General features: G+C 72.8%; 16 protein-coding genes. 9 read left to right on the top strand and 7 right to left on the bottom strand.

Annotated elements, in window-relative coordinates:
• The first annotated feature begins 4 nt into the window (after positions 1-4).
• The 7 genes from ACZ6IM_RS07795 to ACZ6IM_RS07765 all read left to right on the top strand — a co-directional run bounded on the left by ACZ6IM_RS07795 (position 5) and on the right by ACZ6IM_RS07765 (position 7,725).
• The gene (locus tag ACZ6IM_RS07795) at positions 5-1,138 is read left to right on the top strand and encodes an acyl-CoA dehydrogenase family protein (RefSeq protein WP_052838989.1); all 1,134 of its coding nucleotides are present in this window, start codon (positions 5-7) and stop codon (positions 1,136-1,138) included.
• A gap of 417 nt (positions 1,139-1,555) precedes the next feature.
• A complete protein-coding gene (locus tag ACZ6IM_RS07790) occupies positions 1,556-2,683 on the top strand; it encodes an SDR family oxidoreductase (protein WP_052838990.1) in 1,128 nt (375 codons plus the stop codon).
• Positions 2,683-4,026, top strand: a complete 1,344-nt coding sequence (locus ACZ6IM_RS07785) for an aspartate aminotransferase family protein (RefSeq protein WP_469554914.1) — start codon at positions 2,683-2,685, stop codon at positions 4,024-4,026. Before ACZ6IM_RS07790 ends, ACZ6IM_RS07785 begins: the two co-directional genes overlap by 1 nt.
• Positions 4,027-4,078: 52 nt before the next feature.
• Entirely contained in the window at positions 4,079-4,546 is a 468-nt protein-coding gene (locus ACZ6IM_RS07780; protein WP_469554912.1) for an aromatase/cyclase, read from the top strand.
• Positions 4,518-5,105, top strand: a complete 588-nt coding sequence (locus tag ACZ6IM_RS07775; RefSeq protein WP_469554910.1) for a flavin reductase family protein — start codon at positions 4,518-4,520, stop codon at positions 5,103-5,105. The genes ACZ6IM_RS07780 and ACZ6IM_RS07775 overlap by 29 nt, the downstream gene beginning before the upstream one ends.
• On the top strand, positions 5,102-6,424 hold the full coding sequence (locus ACZ6IM_RS07770) for an NAD(P)/FAD-dependent oxidoreductase (protein ID WP_469554907.1): 1,323 nt from the start codon (positions 5,102-5,104) through the stop codon (positions 6,422-6,424). Before ACZ6IM_RS07775 ends, ACZ6IM_RS07770 begins: the two co-directional genes overlap by 4 nt.
• A 56-nt stretch (positions 6,425-6,480) precedes the next feature.
• Positions 6,481-7,725: a wax ester/triacylglycerol synthase domain-containing protein gene (locus tag ACZ6IM_RS07765; RefSeq protein WP_469554903.1), complete on the top strand. Its 1,245-nt coding sequence runs from the start codon at positions 6,481-6,483 to the stop codon at positions 7,723-7,725.
• 72 nt (positions 7,726-7,797) lie between these two features.
• On the opposite strand, the gene ACZ6IM_RS07760 is transcribed toward ACZ6IM_RS07765, so the two are convergent.
• The 6 genes from ACZ6IM_RS07760 to ACZ6IM_RS07735 all read right to left on the bottom strand — a co-directional run bounded on the left by ACZ6IM_RS07760 (position 7,798) and on the right by ACZ6IM_RS07735 (position 14,246).
• Positions 7,798-8,694 (bottom strand): SAM-dependent methyltransferase, encoded by an 897-nt coding sequence (locus tag ACZ6IM_RS07760; RefSeq protein ID WP_469554901.1) that lies wholly within the window; start codon positions 8,692-8,694, stop codon positions 7,798-7,800.
• A gap of 59 nt (positions 8,695-8,753) precedes the next feature.
• Positions 8,754-10,307, bottom strand: a complete 1,554-nt coding sequence (locus tag ACZ6IM_RS07755) for an ABC1 kinase family protein (protein WP_052838994.1) — start codon at positions 10,305-10,307, stop codon at positions 8,754-8,756.
• 87 nt (positions 10,308-10,394) lie between these two features.
• A complete protein-coding gene (locus ACZ6IM_RS07750) occupies positions 10,395-11,054 on the bottom strand; it encodes a hypothetical protein (protein ID WP_469554900.1) in 660 nt (219 codons plus the stop codon).
• Between the two features lie 53 nt (positions 11,055-11,107).
• Positions 11,108-11,632 (bottom strand): RNA polymerase sigma factor, encoded by a 525-nt coding sequence (locus tag ACZ6IM_RS07745; protein WP_469554897.1) that lies wholly within the window; start codon positions 11,630-11,632, stop codon positions 11,108-11,110.
• A gap of 150 nt (positions 11,633-11,782) precedes the next feature.
• Positions 11,783-13,540, bottom strand: coding sequence for a tryptophan 7-halogenase (locus ACZ6IM_RS07740; RefSeq protein WP_052838997.1), 1,758 nt, complete (start codon positions 13,538-13,540; stop codon positions 11,783-11,785).
• A gap of 49 nt (positions 13,541-13,589) precedes the next feature.
• On the bottom strand, positions 13,590-14,246 hold the full coding sequence (locus tag ACZ6IM_RS07735) for an HD domain-containing protein (protein WP_469554893.1): 657 nt from the start codon (positions 14,244-14,246) through the stop codon (positions 13,590-13,592).
• 252 nt (positions 14,247-14,498) lie between these two features.
• On the opposite strand from ACZ6IM_RS07735, the gene ACZ6IM_RS07730 reads away from it, so the two are divergent.
• The gene (locus ACZ6IM_RS07730; protein ID WP_052838999.1) at positions 14,499-15,368 is read left to right on the top strand and encodes an alpha/beta fold hydrolase; all 870 of its coding nucleotides are present in this window, start codon (positions 14,499-14,501) and stop codon (positions 15,366-15,368) included.
• Here the strand turns inward: ACZ6IM_RS07730 and ACZ6IM_RS07725 are convergent.
• On the bottom strand, positions 15,320-16,198 hold the full coding sequence (locus tag ACZ6IM_RS07725) for an alpha/beta fold hydrolase (protein ID WP_052839000.1): 879 nt from the start codon (positions 16,196-16,198) through the stop codon (positions 15,320-15,322). The genes ACZ6IM_RS07730 and ACZ6IM_RS07725 overlap by 49 nt on opposite strands.
• A 153-nt stretch (positions 16,199-16,351) precedes the next feature.
• On the opposite strand from ACZ6IM_RS07725, the gene ACZ6IM_RS07720 reads away from it, so the two are divergent.
• The gene (locus tag ACZ6IM_RS07720) at positions 16,352-17,239 is read left to right on the top strand and encodes an RNA polymerase sigma-70 factor (RefSeq protein ID WP_469554890.1); all 888 of its coding nucleotides are present in this window, start codon (positions 16,352-16,354) and stop codon (positions 17,237-17,239) included.
• Positions 17,240-17,372 lie beyond the last annotated feature (133 nt).

Genomic DNA, 17,372 nt, shown 5'->3' with positions numbered 1-17,372 from the left:
GCCCATGAGATTCCTCGAGCGTGAACGCACCACCCTCACCAAGCTGCTGCCCGACCTGGACCCCGCCCTGCGCGAGATCCCCCTGATGGAGCTGGAGCGGCCGGGCAGTCCGGGCATCCGGCACTTCCGGGACAGCGGCGGCCCCGGACTCCTCGTCCCCGAGTCCCACCAGGGACGCGGAGCCACCGCGCTGGACGCGCTACGGGTGCAGCGGGCCATCGGCAGCCGCTCACCTTCGCTGGCCGTCGCCACCACCATGCACCATTTCTCGATGGCCACCCTGGTCGGTCTCGGCGGCCTCGGCGACGGCCTGGAGTGGATGCTGATCGAGGGCGTGGCGTCGAGCAACCGCGTCATCGCCTCCGGCTTCGCGGAGGGCCGCAGCGGCGCCGGCATCCTGGACCCGTCGATGACCGCCACCGTGACCCCCGACGGCATCCGGATCAACGGCGTCAAACGGCCGTGCAGCCTGGCGCACTCGATGGACGTGCTCACCGCGGGCGTGGTGATCCCGCGCGAGGACGGGCAGGGCGACGAACTCGCCGTCGCCCTCGTCCCCGCCGACAGCGAGGGCCTGAGCGTCAGCGGATTCTGGTCCAGCACCTTCCTGGCCGGGGCCGAGAGCGAACAGGTCACGCTCACCGACGTCCTCGTCCCGCCGGAACTGGTCCTGCGTACCGCGACCACGTCCGGTGACCGCCTCGACGAGCTCCAGACCGCCGGACTGGTCTGGTTCCAGGTGCTGATGACGGGCAGCTACCTCGGTGCCGCGTCCGCCCTGGTGGAGCGGGTCCTGTTGAACGAGCGGATCCCCGAGCACGAACGCGTGCGCCTCTTCGTCGAGACCGAGGCCGCGATGGCCACCGCCGAGAGCGTCGCCCGCCGCGTCGACGCCGGGGAACTGGACGAGTCGGCCCTCGCCCAGTCGCTGTGCGTGCGCTACGGCGTCCAGGACGCCCTCGCCCGTATCGTCCCGCGCGCGGTCGAACTGCTCGGCGGGCTGAACTTCATGACCTCCGACGAGGTGGGCCACCTGGCCGCCTGCGCCAACGGGCTGTCCCTGCACCCGCCGTCGCGCTCCCGCATGACGAGCCCGCTCTCGGCGTACCTGGCCGACGGCCCCCTCGCCATCGCCTGACCGCACCGGAGCCGCGGCCATGTCCGCCCGTCCGGCTCCGGCCCGTCCGGTTGCGACCCGTCCGGGCCCGCCGAGCCGGACGCGAGCCGCCGTGGTCAGGGCGACCGTGGCCCGACCCCGCCGGATGTCCGGCCGGTGCCCGGTCCGGCGCTGCCCCGGCCGCCTCCGGCCCGCCCGACCGTTGTCGGCCCTGCCCCCACACCTCCTGCCGTCCCGCCCGGTCCGCGTCGGCCGTTGTCCGGCCCGCCCGGCCCGCTCTCGCCGTTGTCCCCGATCCGCCGCCGATCCGTCAGGCCCCGAGCCGGCTGTCCTTCCGTCCACCTCCACCCCGCCGCCGTCCCGACCAGCCCGATACCGGCCGCCGTCCCGCCGTCCCCACGTCCCACGGCAGCCGAAACCCGTCGAGGGGAGCCCACCATGCCGCGCAACGCCTCACGTCCCACCGTCCTGTCCGCACCACCCCGCGCCACCGTGCGCGAACGTCCCACCCTGCTGCTGACCGGCGGCTCGGGAGTGCTCGGACGAGCGCTGATCGACGAACTGGCGCCCGACTACGACCTGCTCTGCCTACGCCGCAACACACCCCTGCACGATCCGCGGGTGCGGGAGGTCGAGGGCGACCTCCTCGCCCCGCGGCTCGGCCTCGGCGCCGGTGCCTGGTACGAACTGGCCCTGCGCGTCGACGTGGTCCTGCACTCCGCCGCCCAGACCAACTGGCGCACCCCGCCCGAGGAGATCGTGCGGACCAACACGCTCGGCGCGGAGACGATGCTCGACCTCGCCGCCCGTGCGGACGCCCCCTTCTACCTGGTCAGCACCGCCTTCGTGGCCAACACACCCAGTGAGGAGGACCGGGAGCGCTTCCCGGGCGCCGCCGCCTACCTCGACTCCAAGAGCCGGGCCGAACAGCTGACGCGCGAGGCCGGCCTGCCCGGTGCCATCGTGCGCCCCTCCGTCGTCATGGGCCACTCCGCCACCGGGCACATCGCCGGACAGCAGGGCCTCACCAAGACGATCGGCGCCATGGTCCTCGGCCAGGTGCCGGTGCTGCCGGGCGCTCCCGAGGCGCGGGTCGACATGATCCCGCAGGACTACGTCACCCGGGCCATCGGCGCCCTGATCCGCGGCGGCGTCGGCAGCGGCGAGTACTGGCTCACCGCGGGCAGTCAGGCCCCGGCCCTGAGCGAGATCGCCGACACCTGCGCGGAGTTCGCCGTCCGCCACGGCCTGCCCCGTCCGCTGCGGCCGCGGCTCATCCCCGTCGAGGCGGTCCACCGGCTGCTGCTGCCCATGCTGGAGGGCACCTCGCTGCCCGCCTCGGTGCGGCAGCGGTTCCGGCACTACGCCGAACTGCTCCTGGTCTTCCAGCGCGAGCTGCCGTTCGACACCTCCCTAGGCACGCCCCACTGCGGCACCCGCGTCACCCACGCGGACATCCGCGCGGCGCTCGTACGCAACCTGGAGAGCTGGGCGGCGGACCGGTCCGACCTGCGCGGCCGGCACCGCGAGCCCGCTGCCGCCGCGGCCCGTACGGAGGTGGCGTGATGACCATGTCACCCCCCTCGACCGAAGCCGCCGAGCGCACCGGACCCACCGAGGCCGCCGCGCCCGCCGCCTCCGCCGAGGCCGCCGCGCCCGCCGACCGGACCGACGTGGTCGACCTGTACCTCAAGCACATCGGCTCCGGCCGCGCCGTCATGGGCCGGGTCATGGGCGGCATGGCCGAGGTCCGCTCCGAGGGCGTCTGGATCGACGCCGACGACGGCCGCCGCTTCCTGGACTTCGGCGGCTACGGCGTCTTCATCCTCGGCCACCGCCACCCGGCCGTCGTCGAGGCGGTGCACCGCCAGATCGACACCCACCCGCTGGCCAGCCGGGTCTTCCTGGAACCCGTCGCGGCCCGCGCCGCCCAGGCCCTCGCCGCCCACACCCCGCCCGGCCTGGACTACGTCCACTTCGTCAACTCCGGCGCCGAGGCCACCGAAGCCGCCCTGAAGCTCGCTCGCGCCCACGGCCGCACCTCGGTGATCACCACCCGACGCGGCTTCCACGGCAAGACGCTCGGCGCCCTCAGCGTCACCGTCAACGCCACCTACCAGACACCCTTCCAGCCCCTGCTCCCCGACGTCACCCAGGTCGCCTACGACGACCCGGCCGACCTCGAACAGGCGCTGGCCGCCCGGCGCGACCGTGCCTGCGTCATCGTCGAACCCGTCCAGGGCGAAGGCGGCGTCCGCATCCCCCGCCCCGGCTACCTGAGCCAGGTGCGCGCGCTGTGCAGTGCCTACGGCGCCCTGCTGGTCGTCGACGAGATCCAGACCGGCATGGGACGCCTCGGCACCTGGTGGGGCGTCGACGCCGAGGACGTGCGCCCGGACGTGCTGCTGGCCGGCAAGGGACTGAGCGGCGGCGTCGTACCGATCGCCGCCATGGCCGCCACCGCGGAGGCCTACGGGCCCTTCAGCCGCGACCCCTACCTGCACACCTCCACCTTCGGCGCCTCCCCGATCGCCTGCGCCGCCGCGCTCGCCACCGTACGGGCGATGGAGGAGGAGAACACCGTGGCCCGGGCGGCGGCGCTCGGCCTGCGCGTCCTGGCCGCCGTACGGGAGGTGTGCGCCCCGTACGAGGGCGGCCTGGTCCGCGAGGTGCGCGGGCGGGGCCTGCTGATCGGCATCGAGTTCGCCGAGGAACAGGCGGTCGGCGAACTGCTGCTGGAGCTGATCGCCCGCGGCGTCCTCGTCAACCACTCCCTCAACTCCACCCGGGTGCTGCGGCTCACCCCGCCGGCCGTGGTCGAGGACGCCGAGCTGGACCTGTTCCTCACCACCCTCACCGAAGCCCTGCACAGCACGGCCGGCCGCATGTCCGGACGGCCGTCGCGCTGACCGTCCGGCCGACACCCGCGTCCGCGAACCACCCGGAAGGAACGAACGCCCCATGCGCCACGTGGTCCTGCACGCCCTCGCCGAGGGTCTGACACCCGCCGAGGTCTACCTCCGCATCAGCGACTTCGGCCGCTATCCCGAGTACAGCGACGTCTTCCGCGAGGTGCGCGTCGAACCGCCGCTGCCCGACGGCTCCACCGTCTCGGACTGGACCGTCGAGTTCCGGGGCGGCCTGATGCGCTGGCGGGAGCGCGACACCTACTCGCCCGAGACGTACTCCCTCGCCTTCGAGCAGCTCAGCGGCGACTTTCAGACCTTCGAGGGCAGCTGGCGGTGCGAGCCGCGGGGCGGCGGCACCCTCGTCGTCTTCACCGCCGCCTTCGACCTCGGCATCCCCTCGCTGGCCGAGATCCTCGACCCGGTGGCCGAGTCGACGGTGCGCACCAACATCGCCCGGGTGCTGCGGGGCCTGGCGGACGCGGAGGTGATCGATGAACGCGCGGCTGCGGCTCGTGGCTGACCGGGCGGCGGCGACCGCCGGGCACCCGCCCGCGGCCGCCGAGCCCCTGTACGAGGAACCCGGGCCGGGCGCCGCCCGCTGCCTCGGCCTGTACGCCAAGCTGGCCGCCGGGGTGACCGTCGTGACGGCCCGCGGCGAGGACGGTCCGCTCGGCATGACCGTCTCCGCCGTCACCTCCCTCTCCGCCCGCCCGCCGATGCTCCTGGCCTGCCTGCGGGACGGCTCCCGCACCCTCGCCGCCGTCCGTCACCGCCGGACCTTCGCCGTGCACCTGCTGCGCGAGGAACAGCAGGAGCTGGCCGGCCGGTTCGCGTCCCCCACGACGAGTGCCGCCGAGCGGTTCGCCGGGACGGACACCCGGCAGGTGCTGGGCGTGCCCGTGCTGGCCGGGGCGCTCGCCTGGTCGGTCTGCCTCACCGAGGACGTACGCCGCTACGGTGACCACCACCTCGTCGTCGGCCGGGTCGCCGCCGTGCACGTGGGCCCCGGCCGCCCGCTGCTGTGGCACGACCGCAGGTTCGGCGCGCTGACCGAACCGGTGCCGGACGCCGCCGGATGAGTGGGCAGCCGGCCGGAACGCCGTACTGGGACCCGGCGGAACTCCCGTCCCAGCCCCAGCTGCACGGCGTGGTCACCGCGGACGTGGCCGTTGTCGGGGCCGGTCTGGCCGGGCTGTCCTGCGCCTACCACCTCGCCGAACGCGCCCCCGGGCTCGACATCGCCGTGGTGGACGCGCAGCACCCGGCCGCCGGGGCCAGCGGCCGGGGCACCGGCCTGCTGGGCCCCCGGGCCGGCCCCGCCCTCGACCGCGCGGTGCGCCGCTTCGGCGCCCGGACGGCGCACCGGATGCACCGGGCCAGTCAGCAGGCGGTGCGAGACGTGCTCGACCTGTGCACCCGGCTCGACGTGCCCTGCGGGCTGCGGCCCGGCGAGCAGCTCATGGCCACCCGCTCGCCCGCGGGCCTGGTGGCGCTCGCCCGCCAGGCCCGCGCCTGCCGCGAACTGGGCCTGGACGTCCCCGTCCTCTCCCCGGCCGGCATCCGCGAGCGCGTCGCGCTGCCCTACCGCGCGGCCCTCCTGCACCGCCCGGCCGCCACCCTCGACCCGGCCGCCCTGACCTGCGCCCTCGCCCGCGCCTGTGCCGACAAGGGGGTGCGGTTCTACGGCCGCAGCCCGCTGCTGGGCCTGCGCCCCGGCGACCTGGTGGGCCCCGAACTGGTCCTCCCGCACGGCCGCCTGTACGCCGGGCAGGCGGTGCTGGCCGTCAACTCCGCCGCCGAGGCGCTGGACCTGCCGGTCGGCACGGTCCTGCCGCTGGAGGTGTACGCCGTCGCCACCGAGCCGCTGAGCACCGCCGCCTACGAGGCGCTGGGCGGGCGTGCCGGACACGCCGTCGTCGACGCGGTGCCGCTGGCACCGTACTTCCGGCTGCTCCCGGACCGGGGCCTGGTCGCGGGCGGCGGCACCGCCTCGGTCCCGGCCGGGCTCGCCGCGCCCCGCCTCCAGGCCCTGCGTGAGCACGCCTGGACCCGGCTGGAGCGCTGGCTGCGGGCCCTGCACCCCGACCTCGCCCGGGTGCGGGTCACCCACCGCTGGTCCGGCCGGATCGGCATGACCGCCGACGACCTGCCGGTGGTCGGGCCGGTGCCGGGGCACTCCGACGTCTGGTACATCGGCGGCTGCGGCGGCCACGGCCTCGCGCTGTCCGTGGCGCACGGCGCATACGTGGCGGGCGCCCTGCTCGGTGAGCCGGACCCCGGCGACCCGCTGCCCTGGCACCGCTCGCGCGCCCCCCGTCTGCCCCTCGGTGGCCCCGTGCGCCCCCTGCTGCGCGCCTGTGTGGACGCACACGGGTGGGCCGTGCGGCGTGTCTGCTGACGGCCGGCGCGCGGTGGTGTCCCATTCCAGTTCCTGAGATCGACCGGGAGGTTCTCATGATGCGACTCAGCCTCGGCAGGGACGGCCGCCTGCCGCCGTCCGTGACCATGGGTACCGTCGACGTCGCCTTTCACCTGGCAGCGCGGGGGCGACCGCTCCCCGTCGTGTTCGCCTTCGCGTTCGACGGCGGGGCCCCGACCCTGGACTCCGTACGGGCGCGGGTCGCCGAACGCGCCCACCGCATCCCGGCGTTGCGCTACCGCATCGCGCGCGAGGCCCGGAGGTTCCGGCGGGTGGACCGGATCGCGGCGGACCGGCACGTGCACGAGGCGTGGCTGCCCGAGGACACCGACGGCTCGGCGACCGGCCGGCTGATGCTCTCCCGTCCCATGAACGCCGACGACCGGCCGCCCTGGGACGTGTGGCTGGTGCACGGTCCGCAGGGCCGCCACACACTCTGCTACCGCACCGACCACGCTTTCCAGGACGGGGTGGGCGCCGCCTACACCGCCCGCGCCCTGCTGGGCGACGACCCCGAGGGCGGACCGGCCCCGCAGCCCCGCCGTCTGCCCACCGCCGCGGGTCTCGCGGGCACCCTCGGGGACCTGGCGGGCGCCTTCGGGGCGGCGACGGTGAAACCGGCCTTCGACGGCGTGTGCACCGGGCGGGTCGACGTGTGCCATGCCGATACCTCGCTCGCCCGGCTCCGCGCCGTCGGCCGCGCGTACGGGGCCACGGTGACGGACGTCTACCTCGCCGCCCTGTCCCACGCCGTGCGCACCTGGCACCTGAAGGAGACCGGCACGGTCCACCCGCCGTTGCCCGTGGCCATCCCGATGTCGGTGCGCGCCCCGGGCGAGGAACGGGCCCCGGGCAACCGCATGATCACCGCCCGGGTACTCCTGCCGTGCGACGAGGAGTCGCCGCGGCGGGCGCTGGCCCGGGTGGTGGCCGCGATGAACGTGCTGCGGGCCGGGCGGCGGCGCGACTCCATGCGGGTGCTGCTGGCGGCCACCCCGCGGTCGGTCGGCGCCCGGGTCGGCGTCCGCCTGGTGCACGGCCGGCTGGTCGCGGGGCCGGTGAGCAGCGTGAACTTCGGGACGGCGCTGGTCCACCAGGGACTCGCGGCCAGGCGCGCGGCCGTCTTCACGAGCGTCGCATCCGGGATCCGCAGCGTGATCACGCTGACCAGCCAGCATGACACCGCGTGCCTGACCGTGGTGCACGACGAGGCGCTCCGCACCGCCGACGAACTCCCCGACCTGTGGCTCGCGGCGCTGCTGGAGCTGGAACGAGGCTGACCCGGGCCCGGTTTCCGCGCGGTCCGCGACGAGGCCCCGGGCAGCCGCCCGGAGCCTCGTCGTACCGGAGGTTCAGCGCGGGCCGCGCAGCGTTCCCGTCGTGAGGAAGGCGCACTTGGCGGCGGCCTCACCGACCAGCGGCAGGTACAGGGACAGCCGTTCCATCGCGTACGGCAGGGTGAACAGATCGGCGACCCGCGCGTCCCAGCCGTGCTCCGCCCACCACTCCTCCGGGTCGGCCAGCTGCCAGTTCCAGGCCGCGCCGATCGTGGCGAGGGCATCGAGGAACGGGGCCACCAGCGGGGAGTCGACCGCCCGGGAGTTCACGCACTCGGCGCCGAAGGTGCTGCCCTCGGCGGACAGTTCGGTCATCGTGGTGACGACGGCGGCCACCTGGTCGGGGCCGAGGAAGTACAGCGGGGCCTCGCAGAGCCAGGCGGTGGGCCTGGAGGGATCGAAACCCGCCTCGACGAGCCGCGCGCCCCACGACCCGGTGACGTCGGCTCCGGCGGTGCTGCGGCGTCCGCAGGTGAGCGGGCTGCAGTCCAGCACGCGGTCCTTGAAGGCGAGGACGGAGGGGGCCTCGACCTCGAAGACGTGCACACCGGTCGGCCAGTCCAGCCGGAAGGCGCGGGTGTCCAGGCCGGCCCCGAGGACGACCACCTGACGGCAGCCCGAACGGGCCGCGGTGAGCAGGTAGTCGTCGAAGAAGCGGGAGCGCACCACCTGCCAGTCGGGCAGCAGGCGCTGCATCGCTCCGTCTCCCGGCGGACCGCCCTGGAAGCGGGCCGCGTGCAGGAAGTCGGCGGCCCACGGGTCGAGGACGTACGGCGCGGGCCGCAGGGCCTCCGCCGCGTGCGCGGCACTCGTCCAGAGCGCCGCGTGCGAGAGGCCCTCCGGGGCTCGGGCGGCGGGCACGGACGGTGACCGCGGTGCGGTGACCGTCTGCGGTCGGGTGGATTCCGGCATGGGACCTCCTGGAAAGGGGCGGAGTGTGCGGGAGCGGGGCAGCCGTGCGCGGGCCGGAGTCAGCCCGCGCGGCGGCGGCCGAGAAGGAAGGCCGCGGCACCCAGCGCGATCATGCCCTTGGAGGGGCGGGTGGGCCGCTGGCCGCCCCTGGCGGCGGGGGTGCGCGGCTCGTGGATGTTCAGCGCGAACTGGCGGTTGGCCACGTCGGACAGGACACCGCGGACCTGGTCGGGGCTGGTGACGGCGGCCAGGAGCAGTTCCATCGAATTCCGGGCGAACTGGTTGCGGCCCAGGAACTCGCGGCCCAGGGCGAACAGGATCTTCGGCACCTCCCCCTGGAACACCTCCGGCAGGGTGATCTCGGGAGCCAGACAGCGCACCGAGCCGTCCAGGTTCGCGAACGACTTGCCGAGCAGCGAGACCGCCGGAGGCGAACCGATGCCCCGCTTGGTCGCCTTGGCCAGCACCGTGGTGAGCGAGACGCCGAAGTTCATGTCCTCCAGGGCCAGATGGGAGACCTTGGGCACGAAGGCCGCCATGTCCGCGGCGAAGGCGGGCATGTTGGCCCACGGCGTCAGCCGGCCCATCTCGGCCCAGTGCTGCGCCAGTCCGGCCCCGTCGTTCTGTGCCAGCGTCATGAACAGCGGCAGCAGTTGCAGGCTGGTCCGGCGGTCCAGCCGGCCGACCATGCCCCAGTCGATGAGGGTCGCCGGTCCGCCCGGGGCGGCGAAGACGTTGCCGGCGTGCGGGTCGGCGTGGAAGAAGCGGTGGACGAAGTACCCGTGATACATGAAGCGCAGCAGGTCCTTGCCGATCTCCACCCGTTCGCTGTCCGAGAAGTGGGCGCGGTCGACGTGCCGCACCGACTGCCCGTCCGCCAGCGACTGCACGAGAACCCGGGGGCTGGCGTGCAGGACCCGGGGCACCTCCAGCGAGCGGAACGACCGGACGTGCTCGCGGGCCTCGTCCATGTTGCGGGCCTCGCCGGTGAAGTCCAGCTCGGGTTCCATGGCGTCGAAGACCGAGCCGAGCATCGCCTCGATGTCGATCACCTCGTTGAACCGGGGAGCGACCCGGGCCACGATCCGCGACGCCCGGCGCATCAGGGCCATGTCCGCGAGCACACCCTCGCGGATGCCGGGCCGTTGGATCTTCACCACGGCGGCCCGACCGCCCGGCAGTGTCACGCGGTAGACCTGGGCGAGGGACGCCGCCCCGAGCGGGGCGGCGGTCTCGACGTCGTCGAAGCGCAGTTTCCAGTCCGGCCCCAGGTCCCGGGCCAGCACCGGTTCGAACTCCGAGAACGGCTGGACGTCGACCTCGTCGTGCAGGTTCTGGAGTTCGTCCCGGATGGACTCGGGGACCATGTCGGGTCTGGTGGACAGGATCTGTCCGAGCTTCACGTAGAAGGGACCGAGGCTCTCCAGGGCCTGCCGCACCGCCTTGGCGCGGCGCTGCTCGGACCCGGCGGAGGATTCGGTGTCCTCCGCCGGGGACCGCGCGTCCCGCTTGGAACGCCCACGCAGCCGGGCCGTCAGACCCACCTCGTCGACCACGAGGCTGCCAAGGACCTTGACCACGAGACGCAGCCGGTCGCCGACTACAGACGCCATCGTGTGTGCTCCTCAGGTGGATTGCGCGGGGGGAACGTCGGCCGGCGTACCGCGTGGCGCCGGCCGGCGGGACGGTGGCGGGACCGGTCAGCCGGAGGTCGAGGACGGACCGCCCTTGGGCCTGTCGCCCCCGTGCTGCCCGGTCAGACCCTGCAGCGCGGCCAGGCCCTGCTGTCCGGCCTGGGCAGGCAGGTTGGTCAGGTTCTGCAGGCCCTGGACCGCCTCCAGGAGCCTGGGGAGCACCTGGGTGAGCTGGGCGAGCTGGGTCGGCAGCGCCATCAGGTCGCCCGCCCCGCTCGCCGCGTGCCCGAGGCCGCCGGCCAGCTGACCGAGCCCGCCGAGCGCACCGGCCGCGCCGCCGACCGCGGCCAGCGGATTGGCCGCCCCGCCGAGCGCGGCCAGGGGGTTGCCCGCCCCGCCGAGCGCGGCCGCGAGCGGGTTGCCGCCGCCGACGGCACCGGTGAGCGCTGCCAGGGGGTTCGCCGCGCCCGCCATGTTGCCGGCCGCGCCGAGAGCGGCCATCGGGTTGGCGACACCCGCGAGCGCGGTCGCCGGGTTGACGGCGCCGGCCAGCGCGGCGAGGGCGTTCGGGGGCAGCCCGGCCAGGGCGTTGACGGCGTTGCCGGAGCGGCTCGACGAGTCCGAGTCGTCGCGGTTCAGGAGGTCGTCGAAGGCTTCCTTCCAGCTGTCGGTCATATCGCCGATCAAATCTTTGATGATGTCCTGGATGTTCTTGCTGTTGCCCATGAGTGTGGTCCCTTTCCGTTTCTCTGTGATGGGAGAGAAGTGGCTGCCGGCTGTTATCCGGAGCAGCCTTCCAAGGATCTCGCGCACGCATTCTTCAAGCGGGCGCGGCCCCTGGTGAAAGCGGCCTCGGCCGCCTTGACGGAAATGTTGTGCATGCGGGCGAATTCCGCAGTGGAAATCCCCTTTGCGCGGGCGAGTATGACCTCCTGTTCCCGTCCCCGCAGGTGTTGCACCTGGCTCAGCAGCCATCGGCCGAAGTCCTGGTCGCAGACATCGTCCTCGGTGGTGCCGAAAGTGTCCACGAGCGCTGCACGCTGCAGAAGTCTGCTTCGGCGCTCCATGTCGCGGTAGAAGTCGATGCAGAGGCGAAGCGCCACGGACGTCAGAAAGGAACCGAGCCGATTCCTGTCCAACGCGGCGTGAGCGGCTGCGCGCGCCATGGTTTCCTGGACGCAGTCCTCGGCGTCCTGAAAACTCGGCAGTCTTCGTCGAACCAATCGCATGAGGCGGTCCTGATGCTGGAAGATGTCTTCCCAGGAGCATTCAGCGGGCGATTGGCAGGTGGAATGTCGCACCATGGTGGATTGCAGCCCGTTGTCTCTCGGATTGGGCAGGGAGAACCGCGGCCGACTTTCTATTTGTCGGCCATGTGGTTTTCCTACCCGAGGCCCTGGAGCGGCAAACCGGAATGTGCGCCTCCGCGGATCGGCGGAAATGTTTTTTCGCGCTCATTTCCGAGGAGCGGGCCGACGTGCCCAGTCGCGGTTCCAGTTGAGCCACATGTCCCGCACGGTCTGGTGCACCAGGGAGCTGCCGGCCCGCAGCTCGCTGGTGTACGCCTGGACCGCCTCCTTGCCGACCAGGCGGGCGCCGCCGGTGAAGTAGGAGCCCCTCACGTGCCGGGGCGAGCGGTACTTGCCCCACAGCAGGATCTTCATCAGCGGCCAGAGCGTGAACACTCCGGAGGGGCAGCGGTTGTCGGGGTCCAGGGTCCCCCAGACCGACGGGACCAGCCCGCTCTCGCCCAGCACCTCGTAGATGCGGGCGATGGTCTGCTCCTTCGTCAACTCGCCTTCCCGGTAGGCGAGTACGGCATCCCGCGACTGGTCGAACATCCGCTCCACCCAGGGGTTGTCCATTCCCTGAAGTCCTCGGTACGGCGGCATCTCCAGGACGTCGAAGCAGGCCGGATCGTGCGTCTTCTCGTACGTCACGGCCACCTGGTTCTGTGCGTTCGTGCCGTAGAGCGTGGTGAGGGTCCACACCCGGTTCCACGCGTTCCACAGGTCGAAGTCGTCGAACGCGATGTAGCTGCAGGACACCAGGTCGTCGTAGAACCGGAACATGCGCTTGGTCCAGTGGTCCAGGTACGCGAACCGGGCGGTGTCGAAATCGTTCTGGCGCACGGCGTCGATGAGCCGGTGGCTCAGCGCGTTGAGCGCCATCACGGTGACGGCGAGTCCGCTGGAGAAGAGCGGGTCGATGAAGTCGCTGGCGTGCGGCAGCAGGCACCAGCGGTCACCGACCACCTTCTGCGAGGCGAACTGGGTGCGGTCGGTGGACACGTACGGCCGCACCGCCCGCGCCCGCTCGAACTGCCGGGCCACGCTGGGGAACCGGCGCACATGGTGCCAGAACTCGTCCTCCGCGGAGATGTCGTCCGGGCGCGGGTACTGGTCGAGGTCGAGGTTGATGCCGACGCTGCACAACTCGCTCGTGCTGGTCGACTGGTTGTCGAACGGGATCACCCAGAGCCAGCCGCCCTGGAACATGTGGTGGAGCGTGCCCTGGCTGAACGGGCTGGGCATGCCGTGCTGTTCGCGCGGCGGTGACACGGCGTCGAAGGGGCGCACGTCCACCATGTGCGTGAAGATCGTGCGCGAGCGGGTGCGGTACGGCGGCTCCTGCCGCAGCCCGAGCCGCTCGGGCAGCATCGCCCGCATCCCGCCGGCGTCGACCACGTACGAGGCCCGGAAGCTGCCGCGGTTGCGGGTGACGAGCGTGGCGCCGTCCTCCTCGAACTTCACGTCGTCGACCATGGTGTGGGTGTACGCGGTGACGCCGTAGGACACGGCGACGTGGAACATGTACGCGTCCACGTCCTGCCGGAAGTAGTGCGAGTCGGGGCCGAGCGGCGGTCCCCAGGTGGGGTACTGCGTGCACTCCTCGGGCCGGGTCGGCTCGTCCTCCCGGTGGTAGACGAAACTGAAGTTCCGCTTCACCCCGCAGTTCGACGACACATGGCGGCGCAGTGCCGCGTTGGTCGCCAGGTGCTCGAGTTCCGGGACGTCGTAGCGGCGGGCCAGGACCCGCAGACCGAAGGTGGTCTCGGGAACGGTGGACTCTCCGATGGCGAACCGGGGGTGACCGCTGCCCTCCAGCAGCAGCACCCGCACGCCGTGGCGGGCGAGGACGGTCCCCAGCATCGTCCCGCCGATGCCGCCTCCGACGATGGCGACATCGAAAACACGCTCTTCTTCTTGCATGTCTGCGGTTCCTTTCGCGAAGGGAAGGGCGAGTTGCCGGTCCACCCGGTCACCGGGAGGCGACGGGGGAACCCGGCAGCACCCGGCGCAGCCCGCAGGCCGCCACCCGGGCGGAGAAGGACACGGCGAACCAGGGAGTGGGCGCCAGGGCGGCCAACCGCCCGCGGTCACCGGGAATTCGGCGTTCACCGCGCCCGGTGACGTCCAGCCACGCACCGAAGTGCAGCAGCCGGGCCTCGGGCCCGGCGTCCCGCGCGGGGAACGGCCGCATGTGTTCGCGCACCGCGCGCATGAGGGCCGTGCGCCGTCCCGTTCCCACTTCGTGCCCGGCCAGGAAGGCGTCGAGCAACTGGGCCGAACGGCCCGGGAATCCACCCCGGCCGAGCGGTGAGCGCCCCACGAGCCCGGCGTCGTGGAACGCCGCGGCGGCCAGCAGCCCCACCCGGTCGTAGGCCGTGCCGTGACTGCGCGCGCAGGCGTCGGCCAGCAGGAACGTCCGCAGGGAGTGCACGGCGACGTGCGGCGGCAGCAGCCGGCGCATCTCCGTCAGCGCGGCGCTCGCGAGGGGATGGCCGAGCAGCTCCGCCAGGGCCGGCCGGCCGAGGAGGGGCTGCCATGTCTCGGGCAACGCCTCCGGCGGAACGGGCGAACCCGCCCCGCCCGCACCGGAATCCGGTACCTCCGGAATATCGGGCCCTGTGGCCATGACCCAACCCCCTTGCCCCGCTGCCCCATTGGCAGTGTCCGTCTCATCTGTCTTTACGCTCGGGCAGTGCCTCGACCCCCGGTTCACAACGCGGTCCGAACCCTCTTTTCGAGTGATTCGAAAAAATGAGCCCTATTTACCCCATGGAGTGAATTCTTTCCCCCGGACGAGGGATCGTTGCGGAAATTGATGGACGCAAGACTGAGAAGTCCGATCCGCCACGGCTCCATTCCCGACGAAAGGGAGAACACCATGAGCTTCCTCAACCCCCGCCTCCCCGGCGTCAATTCGGACGACGTCGTCACGGACATCACCGAGTCGCCGCACCGCGTGGGCGCGGTCGCCCAGGCCGGCGGTGCGCAGGTCATCGCCACCGTCGACATCCAGGCGGGGGAGGACGACTGGAACACGCCGCCGAGCGAGGAACATCCGCGGCCGGTGGTGCTCGTGCACGGCACCTTCGGCAACCGCGGCTACACGTGGAACACGGCGACGCCCCTGCTGCGACAGCACGGCCACCGGGTCTTCCGGCTCGACTACGGCCAGCACGGCAACCCCGTGATCTTCGGCCTCGGCGACATCAAGCACTCGGCCCGGCAGCTCGCCGACTTCGTCGACGAGGTGCTGCGCCGCACCGGCGCCCAGCAGGTCGACCTCGTCGGCTTCTCGCAGGGCGGCATGATGCCGCGCTACTACCTCAACGCGCTGGGCGGCGGGCCCAAGGTGCACAACTTCGTCGGCATCTCACCGAGCAACCACGGGGTCACGGCGCAGGGGCTGATGAACCTCGCCCGGCAGATTCCCGGCGCGGTGGAAGTACTCGAACAGGGCGCGGTCGGGGAGGTCGTGCCGGCCTGGCCGCAACTGCAGCACGACCACCCCTTCCAGCGTGAGCTGGCCGAACTCGGCGAGACGACGGAGGGCGTCCGCCACACGGTCATCGCCACCCGGTACGACGACGTGGTCACCCCGTACACCTCGTGCGCCCTGGAGCCCACGGAGGGGCGCTACGTCAACAACATCGTCCTTCAGGACATCGACCCGGACGACCACACCCCGCATGTGAGCATGCCCTACAACGCGACCGTGCTGAAGGAGGTCCTCGCGGCGCTCGCCTCCTGAGCGCGGCTGCCGTCCAGGACGACCCGGGCCACCAGCGCCGGGTCGTCGTTCATGGGGACGTGGCCGCAGCCGGGCAGCCGTACCAGCCGGGCGCGCGGGATGGCGCGCTTGGCGCGTATCCCCTGCCGGGGCAGGAGCAGCCGGTCCCGGCTGCCCCACGCCACGGTGACGGGGATGCCGGGCACGTCGTCGGTGAACAGCACGCTCCGGCCGGCCCGCAGCGTCTCGGCGAACCCCTCGGCGCGCGCGAGCGCCAGCGTCTCGGCGACCACGGCCTCGGGGGAGCGCCGGCCGGGACGGGCGTAGATCGTGCTGGTCAGCGCGGTGCGTCCGACGGCCGTGCGGGACAGCCGCTCGACGAGCGGGAGCGGCAGGCTCCGCGCCGTACGGCGCATGCCCGTCAGTAGGCCGAAGGCGTAGCGCCGTTCGGCCTGCGTCCAGAAACCGGCCGGTGACAGGGCCGTCACCGACCGCACCAGGTTCTCGCGGCCGAGCTCCAGGGCCAGCAGGCCGCCCAGCGAGTTGCCCGCCACGTGGGGGCGGTCCAGGCCCAGTGCCACGCAGAAGGCGCCGAGTACCGCGCTCGTGGTCGGCAGGTCGTGCGGCAGTCCGGACGGCAGCGCGGACGACTCCCCGAAGCCCGGCAGGTCCACGGCTATCACGTCGCGTTCGGTGGCGAGGATGTCGACCACCGGGTCCCAGGCCTGCCGGTGGTGACCGATGCCGTGCAGCAGGACCAGCGGCTCGCCGGTGCCCACGCGCGCGTAGGCGAGGGTGACGTCCCGCGGGCCGTGGGCGGTGGGGGCCGTGAAGGAGAGCGTTGCGGACATGGGGCTCCTTGTCGGGAACAGGTGTTCCGGGAACGGGTGCACGATGGCGTCGCGTAGACAGCTTGTCAGCAATAGCTACCGGCGGGTAGCCCCGATACCGGGTACGGGCGATTCCGTCTGGACACCACCGGACGCGTCCGCTGGGATGAAGGGGTGACCACCGACACCGCGACCGACGTCTTCGAAGAGCACCGGCCCGTCCTCCTGGGCGTCGCCTACCGCATGCTGGGCCGCCTGGCGGACGCGGAGGACGTGGTCCAGGAGGCGTGGCTGCGCTGGTCCGGCGCCGACCGCTCCGCCGTGCGCGAGCCGAGGGGCTACCTGGTGCGCGTCACCACCCGCCTCGCCATCGACCGGCTGCGCCAGGTCAAGTCGCGCGGCGAGACGTACGTCGGCCCGTGGCTGCCCGAGCCCTACGTCACCGACTTCGGGGACGCCGTGCCGGACACCGCGGAGCGGGCCGTCCTCGCCGACTCCGTGTCCCTCGCGGTCCTCGTCGTCCTGGAGTCGCTGTCCCCGCTGGAGCGGGCGGTGTTCGTCCTGAGGGAGGCGTTCGGCTACCCGTACGCGGAGATCGCCGCCATGCTGGAGCGCGGCGAGGCCGCGGTGCGCCAGCTCGCCGGCCGTGCCCGCAAGCACGTCGACGAGCGGCGGCCCCGTTACGACGTCGACCCGGCGCAGCGCCGCGACCTCACCGAGCGCTTCCTCGCCGCCGCGGCCGACGGCGACCTGGCCGGCCTGCTGGCCACGCTCGCGCCGGACGTCCGGCTGGTGGGCGACAGCGGCGGCAGGTCCAAGGCGCCGCTGCGCGTGCTGGAGAGCTCGGACAAGGTGGGCCGCTTCCTGCTCGCCGTCGCCCAGCAGGGCATTCCCGACGCCGGCTTCCACTTCCTGGAGCTCAACGGCGGCCCCGCCCTGCTGGTCAGCTCCAGCGGGAAGCCCGACTCCGTCATCCAGGTGGACGTCGCCGACGGCCGCATCCAGGCCGTGTACATCATCCGCAATCCGGACAAACTGGTCTCCCTGGCCGGCCATTCCTGACCCGCCCCGCCCCTTCCCGTCCGCGGGATTGGTCTTGACCAAGGGGGTGGGGCGTTTTATGGTCGCAGAGAACTGCAACAACCTTTAATAAACAAGGGCGTCAAAACGCCGCCGGATCACGGCGATTGCGGAG

The organism is Streptomyces sp. NPDC042336, assembly GCF_055581985.1.
The sequence above is the reverse complement of the archived record's forward strand: the minus strand, read 5'-3'. Positions and strand labels throughout refer to the sequence as shown.